General features: G+C 37.9%; 13 protein-coding genes. 11 read left to right on the top strand and 2 right to left on the bottom strand.

Annotation, left to right across the window (positions count from 1 at the left end):
- Positions 1–2 precede the first annotated feature (2 nt).
- A complete protein-coding gene (locus Q2T41_RS11165; protein ID WP_144804155.1) occupies positions 3–1,706 on the top strand; it encodes a DUF1501 domain-containing protein in 1,704 nt (567 codons plus the stop codon).
- Positions 1,707–1,764: 58 nt separating this feature from the next.
- On the opposite strand, the gene Q2T41_RS11160 is transcribed toward Q2T41_RS11165, so the two are convergent.
- Positions 1,765–1,929, bottom strand: coding sequence for a hypothetical protein (locus Q2T41_RS11160; RefSeq protein WP_304436154.1), 165 nt, complete (start codon positions 1,927–1,929; stop codon positions 1,765–1,767).
- Between the two features lie 170 nt (positions 1,930–2,099).
- On the opposite strand from Q2T41_RS11160, the gene metG reads away from it, so the two are divergent.
- A complete protein-coding gene (metG, locus tag Q2T41_RS11155) occupies positions 2,100–4,190 on the top strand; it encodes a methionine--tRNA ligase (protein WP_304436153.1) in 2,091 nt (696 codons plus the stop codon).
- Positions 4,191–4,269: 79 nt separating this feature from the next.
- Here metG and Q2T41_RS11150 read toward each other — a convergent pair whose 3' ends face one another.
- Positions 4,270–6,828, bottom strand: coding sequence for a hypothetical protein (locus Q2T41_RS11150; protein ID WP_304436152.1), 2,559 nt, complete (start codon positions 6,826–6,828; stop codon positions 4,270–4,272).
- Between the two features lie 187 nt (positions 6,829–7,015).
- On the opposite strand from Q2T41_RS11150, the gene Q2T41_RS11145 reads away from it, so the two are divergent.
- The 9 genes from Q2T41_RS11145 (at position 7,016) to Q2T41_RS11105 (ending at position 17,580) form a co-directional block, all read left to right on the top strand.
- Complete coding sequence (locus tag Q2T41_RS11145; RefSeq protein WP_304436151.1) at positions 7,016–9,139, top strand: Tex family protein; 2,124 nt, start codon at positions 7,016–7,018, stop codon at positions 9,137–9,139.
- A gap of 7 nt (positions 9,140–9,146) precedes the next feature.
- Positions 9,147–10,049 carry a histone deacetylase family protein gene (locus Q2T41_RS11140; protein ID WP_304436150.1) on the top strand — a complete coding sequence of 301 codons (903 nt, stop codon included), beginning with the start codon at positions 9,147–9,149 and terminating at the stop codon, positions 10,047–10,049.
- 75 nt (positions 10,050–10,124) lie between these two features.
- Positions 10,125–10,958: a phosphatase PAP2 family protein gene (locus Q2T41_RS11135; protein ID WP_304436149.1), complete on the top strand. Its 834-nt coding sequence runs from the start codon at positions 10,125–10,127 to the stop codon at positions 10,956–10,958.
- A gap of 325 nt (positions 10,959–11,283) precedes the next feature.
- Positions 11,284–11,916: a phage tail-like protein gene (locus tag Q2T41_RS11130; protein ID WP_304436148.1), complete on the top strand. Its 633-nt coding sequence runs from the start codon at positions 11,284–11,286 to the stop codon at positions 11,914–11,916.
- Positions 11,917–11,946: 30 nt separating this feature from the next.
- Positions 11,947–12,642 carry a hypothetical protein gene (locus Q2T41_RS11125; RefSeq protein WP_304436147.1) on the top strand — a complete coding sequence of 232 codons (696 nt, stop codon included), beginning with the start codon at positions 11,947–11,949 and terminating at the stop codon, positions 12,640–12,642.
- 44 nt (positions 12,643–12,686) lie between these two features.
- Entirely contained in the window at positions 12,687–14,378 is a 1,692-nt protein-coding gene (locus tag Q2T41_RS11120; protein WP_304436146.1) for a hypothetical protein, read from the top strand.
- A 4-nt stretch (positions 14,379–14,382) separates the two neighbouring features.
- Entirely contained in the window at positions 14,383–15,519 is a 1,137-nt protein-coding gene (locus Q2T41_RS11115) for a T9SS type B sorting domain-containing protein (RefSeq protein WP_304436145.1), read from the top strand.
- 92 nt (positions 15,520–15,611) lie between these two features.
- Positions 15,612–16,898 carry a serine hydrolase domain-containing protein gene (locus tag Q2T41_RS11110; RefSeq protein ID WP_304436144.1) on the top strand — a complete coding sequence of 429 codons (1,287 nt, stop codon included), beginning with the start codon at positions 15,612–15,614 and terminating at the stop codon, positions 16,896–16,898.
- A 118-nt stretch (positions 16,899–17,016) separates the two neighbouring features.
- Positions 17,017–17,580 carry a phage tail-like protein gene (locus tag Q2T41_RS11105; protein WP_304436143.1) on the top strand — a complete coding sequence of 188 codons (564 nt, stop codon included), beginning with the start codon at positions 17,017–17,019 and terminating at the stop codon, positions 17,578–17,580.
- The last annotated feature ends 25 nt before the right edge of the window (positions 17,581–17,605 follow it).

Below are 17,605 nucleotides of genomic sequence, written 5' to 3'. Positions count from 1 at the left end.
CTATGTGCAATTCACACCACTCTCCATATAAAGGTCTTCAACATGAAGGCCATGATGACGAACACAAAACCTGGAGCAGACGTTCCTTTTTACAGGCAATGGGTATTGCCGGTTCAGGTTCAATGATGTTAGGTGCCAATATGTTGACCGCCTCTTCCCCTTCCCCACTTTCAGCAGGTATAGCGGCGGCAGAAACCGACAACATTTTAATATTGATTCGCCTTTCTGGGGGTAATGACGGTCTTAGCACCATAATACCTTTAGAGCAATATGACAGTTATGCCAATGCCAGGCCAAACATTTATGTGCCGGAAAGTAAAGTCCTGAAACTTACCGATGAGTTTGGGGTACCTTCATATATGAACGCACTTGCCCCCATGTGGCAGGAAGGACAGTTCAAGGCCGTACACGGTGTGGGTTATGAAGGCCAAAGTTTATCGCACTTTACAGGTTCTGACATTTTTGCAAATACCGATATTAATACAACAGGCTTTAGCGGTGAAACAACCGGTTGGATGGGCAGACATTTTGAAAGTATCTACCCAGATTATCTTATAAATCCGCCAGCAGCACCAGCAGCCATTCAAATTGGTCAATTTGGTAGTTTGGTCTTTCAAGGAGATGAAACCAATTACGCCTTTGTAACCTCAAACATAGACCAATTGGAAGAAATTGCGGAATCTGGTGTGGTCTATGGTCTGGAGGACAATCTATTCAACAATTGTATGTATGGTGATCAACTTAAATTTTTAAGGGGGGTAGCCAACACTACGTATGAATATTCCGGTATTATCCATGAAGCATATGAGCGTGGACAAAATCAGGTAGAATACCAGGATAATGGTTTTGCAAGACAAATGGCCTTGTTGGCCCGTTTGATCAAAGGAAATTTGGGTACCAAGGTATATATGATTAGTATGGGTGGTTTTGACACCCACGGCAACCAACCGGAAGCTCATGCCCGTCTAATGACAACACTATCCGTTGCAGTAAACAATTTTTATGAAGATTTAGCTTTTACCCAACAGGACAATAAGGTATTGAGCATGACATTCTCTGAATTTGGACGTAGGATTTTTGAAAATGGCTCAAATGGTACTGATCATGGAAAGGCCTCTCCTACCCTATTTTTTGGGTCTGGTCTTAACGGTAGTGCATTTGTGGGCGACCACCCTACCTTAGATGACCCGGACGGTCGTGGTAACCTAGAGTATACGATGGATTTTAGGGATTTGTACGCAACGGTTCTTGCAGAATGGTTGTGTGTGGACATACCATTGGTACAGGCACATTTATTGAATTACAAACCCTACGTACCTGTAAATCTAGGCTTTAGTTGTAGTGGCGAACCCTTTCCAGATATAGCGTATAGTGATGGGGAAGTTACTCCACCGGTACGTCCAGATGAGGATGCGGAGACCCCTTTTAATCCAGATTTATTGAATGCAGTGGTACATAAACCTTTTTACCCTACGGACAGTACCCCGCATATTTATTTGGAAATGCCTTTTTCCGCCCATGTGGATATTCAATTATATAACATTCTAGGTCAGAACGTAGGCACCGTTTTTAATGAAATGATGTTTGAAGGTTCTACCGAAATCAATATACGAGAGCGCATGCCCGAACAACTGTCAACCGGTAAGTACATTTATCGTATAAGTGTACAAAATCAAAAAATGAGCAAATCGGTGATGGTAGCTTAAACTGTTTCCCAAACATTATAATTGCCCGATAACATTGATAATGCATCGGGCAATTTTATTATGCCAATTTAGATTTCTTTTTTCCTGCTTGGAAAGATAGTTCCTTTTTTACCCTATGGTTTTTATCCTTGTGTACCAAGGTAATATCCTTTTTATCCTTAGCAGTTCCTGCTAATTTAAAATCATTGTCTAAAATCAGTTTTGTGGGTTTTCCTGTACTCATGTCCAATTACTTTAATATACAATCCTTTATAATACAACCGTTAAATCTGGGCTTTCGTATAATTATTGCCGTTGCAGGTACTTTTTTATGAAACACATCAACTTACAATTGACAAGAATTTGGTAAATCTCGCATCAAATTCAGTATTTTTGCAGCTTAATTTATTTTTGATGTCCAAGATAGAATCACCCTCTAGATATACCATTACCGCAGCATTGCCCTATACCAATGGACCCATACATATTGGCCATCTGGCAGGTGTATATGTGCCGGCAGATATTTATGCCCGTTACCTTCGCTTAATAGGTAAAGATGTGGCCTTTGTTTGTGGAAGCGATGAGCATGGTGTGGCCATCTCCATGAAAGCTAAAAAGGAAGGGGTAACTCCAAAGGATATTATTGATAAATACCATGCGATCATTAAACGATCGTTCATGGATTTTGGGATTACTTTTGATAATTATTCACGTACCTCTGCACCTGTACATCATGAGACGGCATCTGAATTTTTTGTCAATCTTTATAAAAAAGGAGATTTCATAGAAGAGACCACGGCACAACTTTATGATGAAGAGGCACAACAATTTTTGGCGGACCGTTTTGTAATTGGTACCTGTCCAAAATGTGGCAATGAGGAGGCATATGGGGACCAATGTGAAAACTGCGGGTCAAGTTTAAACGCTACGGACCTGATTCATCCAAAATCTACCATTACCGGAACAGTACCCACCACTAAGGAAACCAAACACTGGTTTTTACCTTTAGACCGTTACGAGGATTTTTTAAGGGAGTGGATTCTTAAAGGTCATAAAGATGACTGGAAACCCAATGTTTATGGGCAGTGTAAATCTTGGGTAGACGGCGGGCTGGAACCAAGGGCGGTAACCAGAGATTTGGATTGGGGTATTCCCGTACCTGTGGAAGGTGGTGAAGGTAAAGTATTATATGTATGGTTTGATGCCCCTATAGGGTATATATCCTCTACAAAGGAATGGGCAGCGCGTGAAGGCAAGGATTGGGAGCCTTATTGGAAAGACAAGAATACCAAATTGGTGCACTTTATCGGAAAGGACAACATTGTGTTTCACTGTATTATATTTCCTTCCATGTTAAAGGCAGAGGGTAGTTATATTTTACCGGATAATGTACCTGCAAACGAGTTTCTAAATCTTGAAGGGAACAAATTGTCCACATCCAAAAACTGGGCGGTTTGGTTACATGAATATTTAATTGATTTTCCGGAGTTACAAGATTCATTGCGTTATACCCTGACTGCAAATGCTCCCGAGACGAAGGACAATGACTTTACGTGGAAAGATTTTCAAGCAAGGAACAATAATGAATTAGTAGCCATTTTAGGAAATTTCATTAACCGTGTAGTAGTATTGACCAATAAATACTATGATGGGCAAGTGCCCGCTGCTGGCAACTTCTCTAATGTTGATTTAGAAACACTAGAACAGCTTCGTAAATTTCCAGAATCAATAGCAAGCTCCATTGAACGTTATCGTTTTAGGGAAGCAGGACAAGAACTTATGAACTTGGCACGCTTGGGCAACAAGTACTTAGCCGATGCAGAACCTTGGAAAGTAATTAAGGTTGATGAAGAACGTGTAAAAACAATTATGAACGTAGCCTTGCAAATTGCTGCTGGTTTAGCTGTATTAAGCGAACCTTTTTTACCATTTACTGCTAGAAAGCTAAGGAATATTTTAAATTTAACCTCAACATCCGAGACTGAGCAAAATGGAAGTATAGGTTGGAACGATGTTTCCGGTGAAAACGATTTGCTACGACCAAAGCATCAAATACATCAGGCAGAATTGCTTTTCAGAAAAATTGAGGATAGTGAAATACAGGCACAATTGGACAAATTGGAGGCCACCAAAAAAGCGAACGAAAACGAAAACAAGAAACTAATGCCACAAAAAGAAACGATTACCTTCGATGATTTTTCAAAATTGGATATGCGGGTAGGAACCATTATCGAAGCTGAAAAAATGGCCAAGGCCAAAAAGCTTTTGGTCCTTAAGGTAGACACCGGTTTAGATGTAAGAACAATTGTTTCAGGTATTGCAGAAAGTTTTACACCAGAAGAAATTGTAGGTAAAAAAGTAACTGTTTTAATTAATTTGGCACCTCGAGCGCTTCGCGGTGTAGAGAGTGAAGGCATGATTTTGATGACGGAAAATAATGAAGGAAAATTGGTATTTGTAAATCCTGACGAGGATGGGGTATCCAATGGTCTGGGTATAAACTAAAAAAAATTCCAAGACAAAAAACCCCTTGGCGATTAGTCGCCAAGGGGTTTTTCTGTATTAGATAAAATATTCTAAAGCGCTATAATCTTGCCTTGTCCTTAACGGCATATTTAGATTTAACAATCTTTTTTACGGTAGTACCTTCATGTTTATCATGTAGAATTTTAGCACTACGCAATTTTATCATTTTGTTATGTTTGGCCACCTGATTCCTTATGGTATTGATCTTTTTGGCTTTTGCATTGTATTTTGATGCGGTATTGACCAATTGGCTCATTGATTTACCAGAAGGGTCATAAGAATCTATGATATTACCGTTTTCATCATAATAATCTATACGTACCAAATCTCCATTTTCATAATACTCAATACTGAACAAGACATTGGTGCCATAATATCCTTCAACTGTTATTATGATTCCGTTGGTATCATATGCAAATATGTAATAATAGCTAATCTCTCCTTGTTCATAATATTCCGTCCTTGTATTTTGGTTCAGCGTATTAAAGTAAGAACGTAGAATTAAAATACCATCCTCATAAAAATCATAATACTCCAAATACCCATATTGGTCATATTTATCAAGGTATACTAAGTTGCCATTGGCATCAAATGTTTCTATTTGGGTCAGGGTACCAAGGTCATCATAAGCATATATTAAGGATTCCGTTAACACACCATTGTCAAAAAACTCAATAGAGCTATACCCTCCAAATTCATTGTACAGATAAATGGACTCAAGTACGTTTTGCGCGTTGTACCCCTCGGCCTTAGTCCGCAAACCATTACCATCATATTCAAAAATATAGGTATAATCAAGAAGTCCATTTTCATAATATTCCTCTTTTACCCAATACCCTTCTTCATTATAATAGTCTTTCCATATAATTTCACCATTTTCATCATATGAAGTAGTGGTATAGATGCCCCCATCCTCATAAAATTCAGAATCAGTTGTTTTGGTAATATTTCCTTGGTCATCAAAATATTCGGTTTTGACAATATCATAATATCCTGCGGGCATAAGCATCCAGATTTGTTTATATGAATAGTCCAATTCCCCATTTTCGTAATAGACATATTTGGTTTCTTCAAATGAACCAACTACGTTATAGGTAACCCTAACATCTAACAGTCCTTCAAAATAACTTTCATAACTAATCTGAAATCCTTCATTGTACAAGGAGATGGATTCATTGCCAAAACTATTACTGTACCTACTTTCCGTTAAAAGTTCATTGGCATCAAAAAGATACACTTGCTCCAAAGTCTGTGAAATATCATTAGATGTAATTTGCCCGGTCAATTTTCTTTCCTTTAAGGTATGTTCAGGAGTATACACAAAATCAGTATGCTGTTTTGAACTTGAACTACTGACATATGGATCTTCATTTTGATATTGAGAAGTAAAATTAGTAGAATATTCACTATCCAAAGTGGAGAAGTTCAATTGTGCATCATAAGTAAAAGTAGTAGTGTTTTCATACTCACTAAGGGAAGAATATTGATTTAATTCATCATTGCTTGTATAGGTACTTTTTAATTGTTCCGTTATAAGCATACCTGTTTCATAAGTATGTGTAAACTGCTTTTCAGAAACATAGATATTTAAATTTTCCCTTATCGTTTCGTTAAAGACCACGGCCTGGTTCAAATCATTACGTTCCGTAATCACATAATAGTGCTCTACCGTTTGGTTGGGGTCAATAATGTTAAAACGCTCAACTTGGTCCATACCGTTATAGACCAGCTCTTGTGCCTCTGTTTTTTCGGATATGGGATAACTCCACGATGAAGTTATTAGTCCCGGTCCAACCTCTGTTTTAAGTATAGTGGTGGGTAGACCTTTTTCATTATGGTTTTGATATTGCAGCTCCCTAACTACTCTTCCAGAATATCGTAACGTTATTGCCGTAGAGACCAATAGTCCGTTTTCGTCCATAGTATTTTTATAAACTGCAGATGGCGGAATTTGTGCCGCATATAGGGACTGTAGCAAGGGCAATAATTGGCTAAGGGATAAATTTGGAACAGGTGTATATTCCATATCAAGCGCATTGGCCATATTTTCAGCAGCTTGTTCAGGGTACACAATATTGAACATTTTACCGGTCTGCTTGGAAATGTTGATGACCATATCTGCCAATGACGAGGAAATAGATCCTGAAAAATCCAAACTTTGTACACCGATCGCACTGACCACATCAGCAGTTAGTTCAATACCGTTATCATGATTTTGGTCCTCGTCCAAGGTTTGTAAAAATGCGGCAATATTTTTAGCCATAGGGCTTGCAATGGTAGCATCTGCATCTATCTCCTGTGCTAAGGTAACAGGTGAAACCAGTTCTTGCCCCAGGACTTTTCCTAGAATAATATCCCCTACTTTAAAAGTAACCTCTTCTCCGGAAACATAGGTGAATTCTCCTTTTTCATTGGTAATACCTGACTGGGTAGCGGTTGTAAAAGTTAGACCCCCAACCTCGCCATCTATGAATTTTCCGGTCAGCACCGCAATGGCAGGTTCTTCCTTAGGCGGGTCTTTTTGAATGGGCTTGTCCGGTTCTACGGTGTCATCGCTTTTACTACAGCCCAATACGAGCAATAGTGTAAAAAAAATTGTACATACCTTGATTTTCATAATACAGTGTTTTTTGGTTTAATTAAAAAAGAGGTTGCGGCAATGGTTGCCAGTTCAATAATATTTTGTGTACCTAAGGGGGAAAGAAAAACACACACCGGGGGCAGGTCCTACAAATAAATAATAGGAATGCCTTGATTTCAATACCTAATAATGGGTATTTTTAAAGGCTTTAATTATAGCCCATATGCAGTTAGTAACCTACATTGAAAAACATACCCAACTCCCCAAAAAAGGAATAGAAAACACGATCGAACTTTTAAATGCCGACTGCACCATACCTTTCATTTCACGGTACAGAAAGGAACGCACAGGTAATTTAGATGAAGTTCAGGTAGGCACCATTGTTCAATTAAAGGAACAATATGAGACTCTTGAAAAACGTAAAAAAGCGATTATAAAAGCAGTTGATGAACAAGGGGTCTTGACTACCGCCCTACAACAAAAATTTGAAAATGCCGAAGATCTTACATCATTGGAAGATCTCTATCTACCATATAAAAAGAGTAAAAAGACCAAAGCAGAAGTTGCCCGTAAAAACGGATTGGAACCTTTGGCGAAAATCATTATGGCGCAACGCCAAGATGATATTGAATTTACGGCATCAAAATACCTAAGTGCAGTAATTAAAAATGAGGACGATGCATTGGAAGGGGCGCGGCATATTATAGCAGAATGGATCAATGAACGTACAGATGTCAGAAATGCCATAAGATCACAATTAGCTAGGTTCGCCCAAATTACCACCAAAGTAATCTCCACAAAAAAAGAGGAAGAAAAGGCTCAGAAATATCGTGATTATTTTGATTGGAGCGAGCCTTTGAACAAATGTCCGTCTCATAGGCTTTTGGCAATACTCCGTGCAGAATCGGAAAAATTTATTAGGGTCAAAATTACACTGGATTACGAGCGTCTCATTGATCGCATTAAGAACAGGATCATAAAAACGAACAATGAATGTGGCCAGCAAATTGACCTTTCCATAGATGATGCTTATAAACGATTGCTTTTCCCCTCCTTGACCAATGAACTCTTAAAAGCAGCAAAGGAAAAAGCAGATGATGCCGCCATTAACGTTTTCTCCAATAATCTTAGACAATTATTATTGGGGGCACCCCTGGGCGAAAAACGCATATTGGCCATTGATCCAGGTTTTAGGACCGGTTGCAAACTGGTATGCTTGGACGAAAACGGAAACTTGGTACATAATGAGACTATTTATCCACATGCGCCACAAAATGACTTTACCGGTGCTATTAAAAAGTTAAGCTCCTTGGCAAATGCCTATAAAATTGAGGCTATTGCCATAGGTAACGGTACGGCATCCAGAGAAACGGAACAATTGGTCATAAAAGTTATTTTCAATAATCCTGTTGAAGTATTTGTGGTGAGCGAGGCAGGTGCATCTATTTATTCCGCATCTAAAATTGCACGTGAAGAATTTCCAAATTACGATGTTACCGTTCGTGGAGCGGTATCTATAGGTAGACGGTTGGCGGATCCATTGGCGGAACTGGTAAAGATAGACCCAAAATCTATTGGTGTAGGGCAGTACCAACATGATGTGGACCAAACAAAATTAAAGACCTCATTGGATATGGTAGTAGAAAGTTGCGTTAATATGGTAGGAGTTAACATTAACACTGCCAGTGTACCATTGTTAAGCTATGTATCTGGAATAGGTGCAAAACTTGCAGAGAATATTGTTGCACAAAGAAAGGAAAAGGGTGCCTTTAAAAGTAGGCAGGAAATACTGGATGTACCAAGATTAGGAAGCAAGGCCTTTGAACAAGGCGCTGCATTCCTAAGAATTAAAAATGCGGAAAATCCGTTGGACGATTCTGCCGTACACCCAGAAAGTTATGGTATCGTTAAAAAAATGGCCTTGGACAACAATACTGAAATTGCAACTTTAATTGGCAACAAATCGGTATTGAAAGAGATAGAGTTAGCAAAATATTGCACCAATGATGTGGGTCTGCCAACACTAAAGGATATCCGCTCAGAATTGGAAAAACCAGGTTTGGACAGAAGGGAAAAGGCAAAGGTCTTTACTTTTGATGAGAACATTACTTCTATCACGGATTTACGCAGTGGTCAATTGCTGCCTGGTATTGTAAACAACATTACCAACTTTGGTTGTTTTGTAGATATAGGAATCAAGGAAAGTGGTTTGATCCACGTAAGCAATCTATCGGATTCATTTGTTAATGATGTAAACGAACATGTTCATCTTCATCAACAAATAATTGTAAAAGTGCTCGATGTTGATGTACAGAGAAAGCGCATTCAATTAAAATTGCATAATTAATATTGATATGCTAAAAATAGCCTATCACCCTATTTATAAACATCCGTTACCGGAAGGGCATCGCTTTCCCATGATGAAATATGAGTTATTACCGCAACAGCTTATTTATGAGGGCACCTGCACGAAAGATAATTTTTTTGAACCTGAATTGCCCAATGACAAATATATTGTTGCCGTACATGATGCAGAATATTTTTATGACCTCCTGAATTTAAAAATAGGGGCTAAAGCGGCAAGAAAAATTGGTTTTCCGCTTTCTGAAGATTTAGTGGAAAGAGAACGAATTATTGCAGATGGTACCCTAAAGGGTTGTGAATATGCATTAAAAAATGGTATTGCCATGAACATAGCCGGTGGAACACACCATGCTTACAGTGACCATGGAGAAGCCTTTTGTATGCTTAACGATCAAGCAATCGGGGCAAAATATCTATTGGACCAAAAACTTGCAAAAAAAATACTCATCGTAGATTTGGATGTCCACCAAGGAAACGGAACGGCGGAGATTTTTAAGGATAATGCATCTGTTTTTACCTTTTCCATGCATGGCGCGGGAAACTATCCGTTCAAAAAAGAAATATCGGATTTGGATATTCCGTTACCTAAAGGTACCAATGACACTAGTTACCTAAACATCCTTGAGGAAACCTTACCTAGTTTAATTACCCATGTACAACCCGATTTTGTTTTCTATCTCTGTGGCGTAGATGTGTTGGAAACAGATAAATTGGGCACATTAGGATTAACAATGGAGGGTTGCAAAAAGCGCGATGAATATGTTTTGGGAACCTGTAAACACTTAAATCTTCCTGTGCAATGTAGTATGGGCGGTGGTTATTCCTCAGAAATAAAAAGAATAGTAAATGCGCATGCCAATACGTTTAAAGTTGCGCAATCCTTGTATTTTTAACAGAACTAACCTTTACAATCTAATATTTATTCATTAAGATTATTATTAAATAGGCTATAAGTTTAAATTTACGGCATGAAAAAGCTCGTAATTCTCTTAAACTTAATATGTTGTTCATATGTACCTGCCCAAAATATTAATAACGACACCATTGATACACGCTGGAAAATGTTTACCTATGACGTAGGTAATATGTTTATGGGAGTTGGGCATAGCTATACTCGTCCAATACATTGGCAAGGAAAACAATGGGCCCAATTTGGTGCGGTCGTTGGCGGTACGGGCTTGGTATATTTGGCCGATGACAATACATCTAGGTTCATTAGGAACAACAGGGAAGGTATACCACAATTTATTAGGGATTATGGTGAGTTATATGGTAGTCCTGAAAACAATTACTTAGCAACATCAGGAGTATATTTTACCGGATTGATTACAAAGAATGAAAAACTAAGAAGAACCGGGGTATTGTTGATTTCGTCCGCTTCTTCTGCAGGACTTTTACAACAAGTATTAAAATCCGTGGTGGGCAGGGCAAGACCTGTAGCCAATTTAGGAAAAGATACATTTGACCCATTTAACCCCAGCAGAAATTTCCATTCATTTCCTTCTGGTCATGCTTTACTGGCATTTACAAATGCATATGCCATTGGTAAGCAATTTAAGAACCCTTGGCTAAAAGCGGGAATTTATACCATTGGTGCCATACCTGGCATTTCACGTGTTTGGGATGGACAACATTGGTTAAGCGATATGGTTTTTGCTTTTGCAATAAGTATTGCTACAGTAGAATCCATTGATAAATATTTGGATAAAAAATATGATGAGAAATACAACGACCAAAACAAAATGGTAAGTTGGAATCTTAATTTTGGACCGGGCCAAATGGGTGTGACCATTAATTTCTAGCGATAGGCAATCTGCCGTTTTATAATTTCCTACAATATTTAATGACTGTGCAGAATTAATTTTTATTCTGCACAGTCATATCCTTTTAAATCTTACGCATTCTATTATGACGTAAGTTTTAATATTTCAGTAGCTTATTGATATAGCCAATTTAAAATTCATAATCTACTTTATACTAAATTTATAAAAACCCTTAATATTATTTTTATAAGTTTTTTCTTACCACAACTTTGTAGTGCTTAAGTGTTATTTTCCTACAATACACAACATTAATTTTGAAAATTCATTCATTCTTCAATATTTAGCTCTTAGTATGCATGGAGCTATGAAAACTAACAAAACTTACATTTTTACAGCACTCACCATGTTGCTTGTATCATTTGGTTTTACCCAAGTTAAAATTGGGGATAATATTGATGCTATAGCAAATACATCTCTATTAGAATTGGAAAGTACCAACAAAGTACTTGTACTTACTCGGTTAACCAATGAGCAAATGATGAATATAGCACCATTACCAGGTGGTATGGCCTATAATATTGACACAGGTTGTATTCATTCCTATGACGGAAATAAATGGATCAATCTTTGTGACAGTAGTTTACGCACCTTTTCTTTCATTGACAATGAAGATGGTAGTTTTACCATTAACTATGGTAATGAAAGCGTGTTTACTTCCCCCAATTTAACAGGCCCAAAAGGAGAAAAAGGAGATACGGGTCCAGAAGGTCCTGCAGGGGCAGACGGATTAAGCCAGCAAGAACAGATTGTAATAGTTGCCAGCAACGGTCAAACCCGCTTTAATACTCCTGCACCAATAGTGGACGATAAAAAAATATCGGTCTACAGAAATGGTATTAGGATTGCATTTAGAGCTATTGATTCCACAACCATAGAACTGGAAAATGAAATTATATGCTATCAAAATGACAATATACGTATTGTACAAATTTTATAATAGAATTTAATAACCCCAAAATTAAAAATCATGATTACAAAAAAATTAACTTACATTTTCAAAGGTTTGGCCGTTGGCCTAATCATGTTTGCAGGTGCCACATTGAGCGCACAACAAACTACAGGTGATGTTACAAAACAAAGTGATGTAGTTCCCGGTACTACCACTACGGCAGGAGCGGTCAGAGTCATTGACAACAATGGAACCATTAAATATTTACAAACGCAGAATGGCATTACCATGCTTTCCAATACTACAAATAATGTTACTACTACTACTTGGCAATTGGGTGGTACATTGACCAATGATACTTTTATAGATGTTGACGGTAATGTATTTGGGTTGGACGGCATTGAATTGATTTCTACCGAGACACCTTCTACAGATGCTACTACAACTTCTGACCATGGCACGGGTACAGGGTATACGCTCTTAGTTAGGGACGAGGCCACTGGGGCGGTCAAGAAATTATTGGCAACTGATTTGCTTCAAAGCGGACAGGAAAGTTTTACCGCAACGGCCGCACAGGTAGCATATCCTTTGACCGGAAGTCCGGTTTTACCTACTTTCAGCCAAGTTTGGGTATACAGAAATGGAGCAAAATTAATTGCCAATGTTGATTATACGGTGGCTGCATCTACGGTTACTTTGGTTCCAAATACCACAAGTCCAAATGACTGGGCTGTTTATGCCGGTGATACTATAGAGGTGCAATATGTAAAATAGTGTTTTACAATTATCTATTACCCCGTTCCATTTTAATTTAACTTATGAACTCAACATACTCATTTATTAAAGTATGCAGGAACGGGACCCTTAAAAAACCAGTATACACATTTAACGTTCACACAATTTTCTCAAAAGGTACTAAATATCGGTTCTTTGCCCTGTTCCTACTATATTTTGTTCAGGTGGGAATGTATGCGCAAGAAGAAGAGGTCATTAACCATAAAGGTACTAGGGTCTTGGTAAGAAATACCGTGGTAACCACTTCTGCCACTGCACCTACAGGACCGTTGTTAAATGATATTTGGTTTGATACCAGTGCCGAGGTCACAAAAATATATGACGGTACTTCATGGCTCACCATAAACCTAGATGCCTTGAACAAGAAGGAAGATAGCGAAAACAAATCTACCGATAGCTCTTTATCCGATGCTACCAACACGAAATTCCCTACCGAACTTGCCGTTAAAACATATGTAGATAACGAAATTGCAGCCGTTGGAGATGATGACATCACCGGTGTGAGTTTTGATGGTACGGACTTAACTGTTGCGGAAGGTGCCACAAATTTCTCTGCAGATTTATCCTCGTTGGAAGAATCTGCGGATATAACCGCCAATACAACTTTGATCAACAACCACATTACAGCGGATAACGATCTTAGTGCTACCAATGAATTGCAGGATGCAGATGAAATCTCAATAGATGACAGTTTAAATAATTTTACTTCAACAAACGTAGAAGATGCACTAGCGGAATTGGCATCAGGTACTGCCACCAATTTATATACGGATGACGGTAGTCTTTCTGGCAATAGGGCGGTTACCCAAAATAACTTTGACCTAAATTTTGATGCAAATACTTTAGTGATCAGCGGTAATGACAATAGAGTAGGCATAGGCACTGACTCCCCCATACAGGAGATGGATGTAAGCGGTAGAATAAATATTACCAATGGAGTTATACAGAAAGGCGGCACTGCGATTACTACGACCAATGACCTTGGGTTATATAGCAATATCTCAGGAGATGCAATTCGCATGGCCACAAATAACGCGCCTATAAACTTTTATAGTGACCTAAACGGATCAGGAAGTACTGGCGGTACGGCAAATCTTTCTATAAACGCAAATGGCAATGTTGGCGTAGGCGTTGCTACAGCCACTTCTAAAATGGATATTAACGGAAATCTTAGGGTGCGTTCCTTAGGTCCAGGTTCCAATACGGACAATATAGTCATTACGGATAGTAATGGTAACTTAGGACAGCTTCCTATTACCGATCTGGAAACACAGACCACAATTTCCCAAAATAACACCACAGGAGTAATAACCCACAATAGTGAGAATGGTGCCACACAAACTGTCAATGTAATCAGCACAAATGCCAATAATAGTATTTCAACAGGTACAGACGGAGGTGCTTATTTCAACAATCCCATAAAAGCATATGGCACTTTAATACCTTCAACAAATTCCATATTATCCATTGGTATTAGCAGTGCAGTGAAAAACGGGGTGGGTAGATATACCTTTACAATGTCTACGACACGATCAACTGCAAACTATCCAATTCAATTAAGTGTTTTTGAATCTGGCACCCGTGACATCAATATATTTGTAACATCACAAACGACCACCACCTTCAGTATTGCCATCATAGAGGAAATTGGCGGAACTTTTCCTTCAGATAATTATATAGATCGGACCTGCTATTTCAACATAATGGATTTTTGACATCATGAAGATACTACCGTTGTTTACTCTATATATATTATTTCTACAGTATACCTATGCACAGAATATAAGAAATATTGGTGACCTTAAAATTCATGAAAAAGGTCAAATTGGTTTTTATTCAAATTTAAAAAATGACGGTAATTTTAATAATACCAATGGGTTAGTTGGTTTTTATGGATTAAACTTGAATACAATTTATGGTACAACCCCTCTTTCATTCCATGATATAGAAATCAATAATGACCAAGGTGTATTACTCCAAGTACCGGTTCAGGTCAACCATAACATAAACTTTATATATGGAGATTTTATAAGTTCAAAATCAACTAGTTCTCCAGATTTAAGATTAACCACGGATTCGTTTTATAATGGAGAATCTAATTTTTCAAAAGTAAATGGCTTTGTTTCTGTATACGGTCAACAGAATTTTCTTTTTCCTATAGGGGACGAATTTTATTTGCGCCCATTGGGTCTAAAAACCAATAACTCTATCACAACCTTTAAAAGTGCCTATCTTTATGAAAACGGCACTTGGTATTATCCCCTTATAGATCAGGGACAAACAGGTATAGGGCAAATTAGCGAAAATGAATATTGGGTTTTAGAAGGTAACGATTCCGCAATCATTACGATAAGTTGGGACGAAAGGAGTGCTATTAGTAAGATGACCAATAATCTGGACAACCTTACCATTGTTGGTTTCAACAAAGAATTGAATTTATGGCAATCCTTAGGAGCGCTAGATCGAACCGGTACCCTTGACCAAGGGATAATAACATCTTATGAGTTCGTTCCTGACCATTATAGTGCAATTACTTTCGGCATAACACAAGGAAATACAGCAATTTCCCATAAGGGATACCATTATTTGGTTACCCCAAATGGCGACGGTATCAACGATTTTCTATTTATTCCGGAATTAGCCGAATTTAAAACAAACAGATTACTGATTTTTGACCGTAACGGGCTTAAGGTTTTTGAACAAGAAAATTATACCAATGAATTTTTCGGGGAAGCAGGTTTTACCATTCCGGCCATAAGCAGAACCAAAGGACTACCGGAGGGCATATATTTTTATCTAGTGGAGGTGGGTGAAGAAAAATTTACCATCCAAGGATTTCTTTTCCTTGATCGATAAAACCGTAAATTAACTATTTGATATACAAATGTGATAAGCACACAAATTATTGAAACATTCAGTACTTTAGTCTAGCAACTAAATCCGTACAAATGAAATTCCATTCTTTAATTTGTTTCCTATTCACCATTAGCGTGAGTTTGGCCCAGACACCTTCTGCACTAAAATCTCCCGTGTTGGAGCATGCATCTCCACAAGAGGTAGGTATGTCGCCCGAACGTTTGAATAAAATAGATTCAATGATATCTACGGAAGTCAACCAAGGCAATATTCCTGGAGCAGTTGCCTTAATTGCAAGAAACGGAAAGATTGTATTTCATAAAGCATATGGCATGGCCAATAATGAGAAGAACGTTAAAATGGAAAAAGATGCCATTTTTCGTATCGCCTCCCAAACTAAGGCCATTACTTCTACTGCTGTAATGATGCTTTGGGAAGAAGGAAAATTTCAGTTAGATGATAACATATCCAAATACATACCAGAATTTGGAGAAGCAACAGTATTGGATACTTACAATGAAAAAGATGGAACTTATACGACCAAACCGGCAAAAAACCAAATTACCATAAGAGATTTACTCACCCATAAATCCGGTATTGGTTATGGAGAAATTGATGGAGACCCACGTTTTAAGAAAATTTATGCCAACGCCGGTATAACCGATCTATTTACCACAAAGAACATAACCATTGAGGAAAGCGTAAAAAAATTAGCGAAATTACCTCTACATCATGAACCAGGGGAAGCTTTTACCTATAGTGAAGGACTGGATGTCCTTGGTTATTTTATAGAAATTATTTCCGGAATGCCATTTGATGAATTTTTGAGGACTAGAATTTTTGAACCCTTGAATATGGATGATACATGGTTTTATCAACCAAAGAAAAACTATAATAGATTGGTTACCGTACAAAAAAAAGAAAACGATCAATGGATAAAATATCCTGTCACATTTTATGATACGGATTATCCTATTAAGGGTTCAAAAACATTTTTTTCTGGGGGAGCTGGGCTTTCAAGTACTGCCAAGGATTATGCAAAATTCTTACAAATGTATCTTAACAACGGAGAATACAACGGTATAAGATTACTGAGTCGTACTACTGTTAGAAGCATATTAGGAAACCAAATAGGAACAATTTGGAACGGGCCCAAGCATCACGGTTTAGCTTTCTCGCTCGTAAATGAAAAAGGTGAAATAGAAGGTGGGTTAGGTAGTACGGGTACTTTTGAATGGGGAGGTTATTTTAACACCCAATATTTCGCGGACCCAAAAGAGAATGTTATTGGCCTCATTATGAAACAAACTAGAGGACCTGTCAATGATGTTACCGGTTGGAAATTTAAACAAATGCTATTCGCCTCTATTGACGATTAAACTACTCTAAATCAATGCATAACTGTATAAATTACACATAATTTCCTACAACAATTTTCCCTTATTATATAGTTATTTTCTTACAAATCACAACAAAAATTAATACAAAATAATCGTAATGACTTTCTTAGCCAATCAATTTAATACGGCTATGAATTTTACAAAATCCTACTTTTTACTTATTGCTTCTTTTACAATTTCTACTTGTTCCTTTGCACAAATGAAAATTGGTGATAATGCAAGTACTATTGACAACGCATCAATTCTTGAATTGGAGAGTACTACCAAAGCATTGGTGCTTACACGGGTAACTACGGCCCAAATGAATGAGATAAATCCTCTTAACGGAGCTTTAATATATAATACAGATGCACAATGCGTTTTCCAATATAATGGAACTTCGTGGCAAAATCTTTGTAATACTACATCTGGTTCGCTATCAATAATAGATAATGAGGATGGCTCTTTCACTATAAATGGCCCCGATGGAACGAACTTTACTTCCCCAAATTTTACGGAACTCAGAGGGGAGCAAGGATTACCTGGTAATGACGGTCTTGGTATTTCTTCTACAACAGATAATAATGACGGTACCATAACCATTACATACACGGACAATTCAACTTTACAACTGCTAACTTTAACGGTACGGATGGAGCAAGTGCATACGAAATTGCGGTAGCGGACGGATACACCGGTACGGAATC

This window comes from Maribacter confluentis (assembly GCF_030505015.1).
Lineage (GTDB): Bacteria > Bacteroidota > Bacteroidia > Flavobacteriales > Flavobacteriaceae > Maribacter > Maribacter sedimenticola.
The sequence above is the reverse complement of the archived record's forward strand: the minus strand, read 5'-3'. Positions and strand labels throughout refer to the sequence as shown.

What these genes read in the sequence shown, in the direction of transcription:
- Q2T41_RS11160 (WP_304436154.1), bottom strand. Translation starts at nt 1,929, where the DNA reads ATGAGTACAGGAAAACCCACAAAACTGATTTTAGACAATGATTTTAAA.
- Q2T41_RS11135 (WP_304436149.1), top strand. Translation starts at nt 10,125, where the DNA reads ATGAAAAAGCTCGTAATTCTCTTAAACTTAATATGTTGTTCATATGTA.
- Q2T41_RS11125 (WP_304436147.1), top strand. Translation starts at nt 11,947, where the DNA reads ATGATTACAAAAAAATTAACTTACATTTTCAAAGGTTTGGCCGTTGGC.
- Q2T41_RS11140 (WP_304436150.1), top strand. Translation starts at nt 9,147, where the DNA reads ATGCTAAAAATAGCCTATCACCCTATTTATAAACATCCGTTACCGGAA.
- metG (WP_304436153.1), top strand. Translation starts at nt 2,100, where the DNA reads ATGTCCAAGATAGAATCACCCTCTAGATATACCATTACCGCAGCATTG.
- Q2T41_RS11110 (WP_304436144.1), top strand. Translation starts at nt 15,612, where the DNA reads ATGAAATTCCATTCTTTAATTTGTTTCCTATTCACCATTAGCGTGAGT.
- Q2T41_RS11120 (WP_304436146.1), top strand. Translation starts at nt 12,687, where the DNA reads ATGAACTCAACATACTCATTTATTAAAGTATGCAGGAACGGGACCCTT.
- Q2T41_RS11150 (WP_304436152.1), bottom strand. Translation starts at nt 6,828, where the DNA reads ATGAAAATCAAGGTATGTACAATTTTTTTTACACTATTGCTCGTATTG.
- Q2T41_RS11130 (WP_304436148.1), top strand. Translation starts at nt 11,284, where the DNA reads ATGAAAACTAACAAAACTTACATTTTTACAGCACTCACCATGTTGCTT.
- Q2T41_RS11105 (WP_304436143.1), top strand. Translation starts at nt 17,017, where the DNA reads ATGACTTTCTTAGCCAATCAATTTAATACGGCTATGAATTTTACAAAA.
- Q2T41_RS11145 (WP_304436151.1), top strand. Translation starts at nt 7,016, where the DNA reads ATGCAGTTAGTAACCTACATTGAAAAACATACCCAACTCCCCAAAAAA.
- Q2T41_RS11165 (WP_144804155.1), top strand. Translation starts at nt 3, where the DNA reads ATGTGCAATTCACACCACTCTCCATATAAAGGTCTTCAACATGAAGGC.
- Q2T41_RS11115 (WP_304436145.1), top strand. Translation starts at nt 14,383, where the DNA reads ATGAAGATACTACCGTTGTTTACTCTATATATATTATTTCTACAGTAT.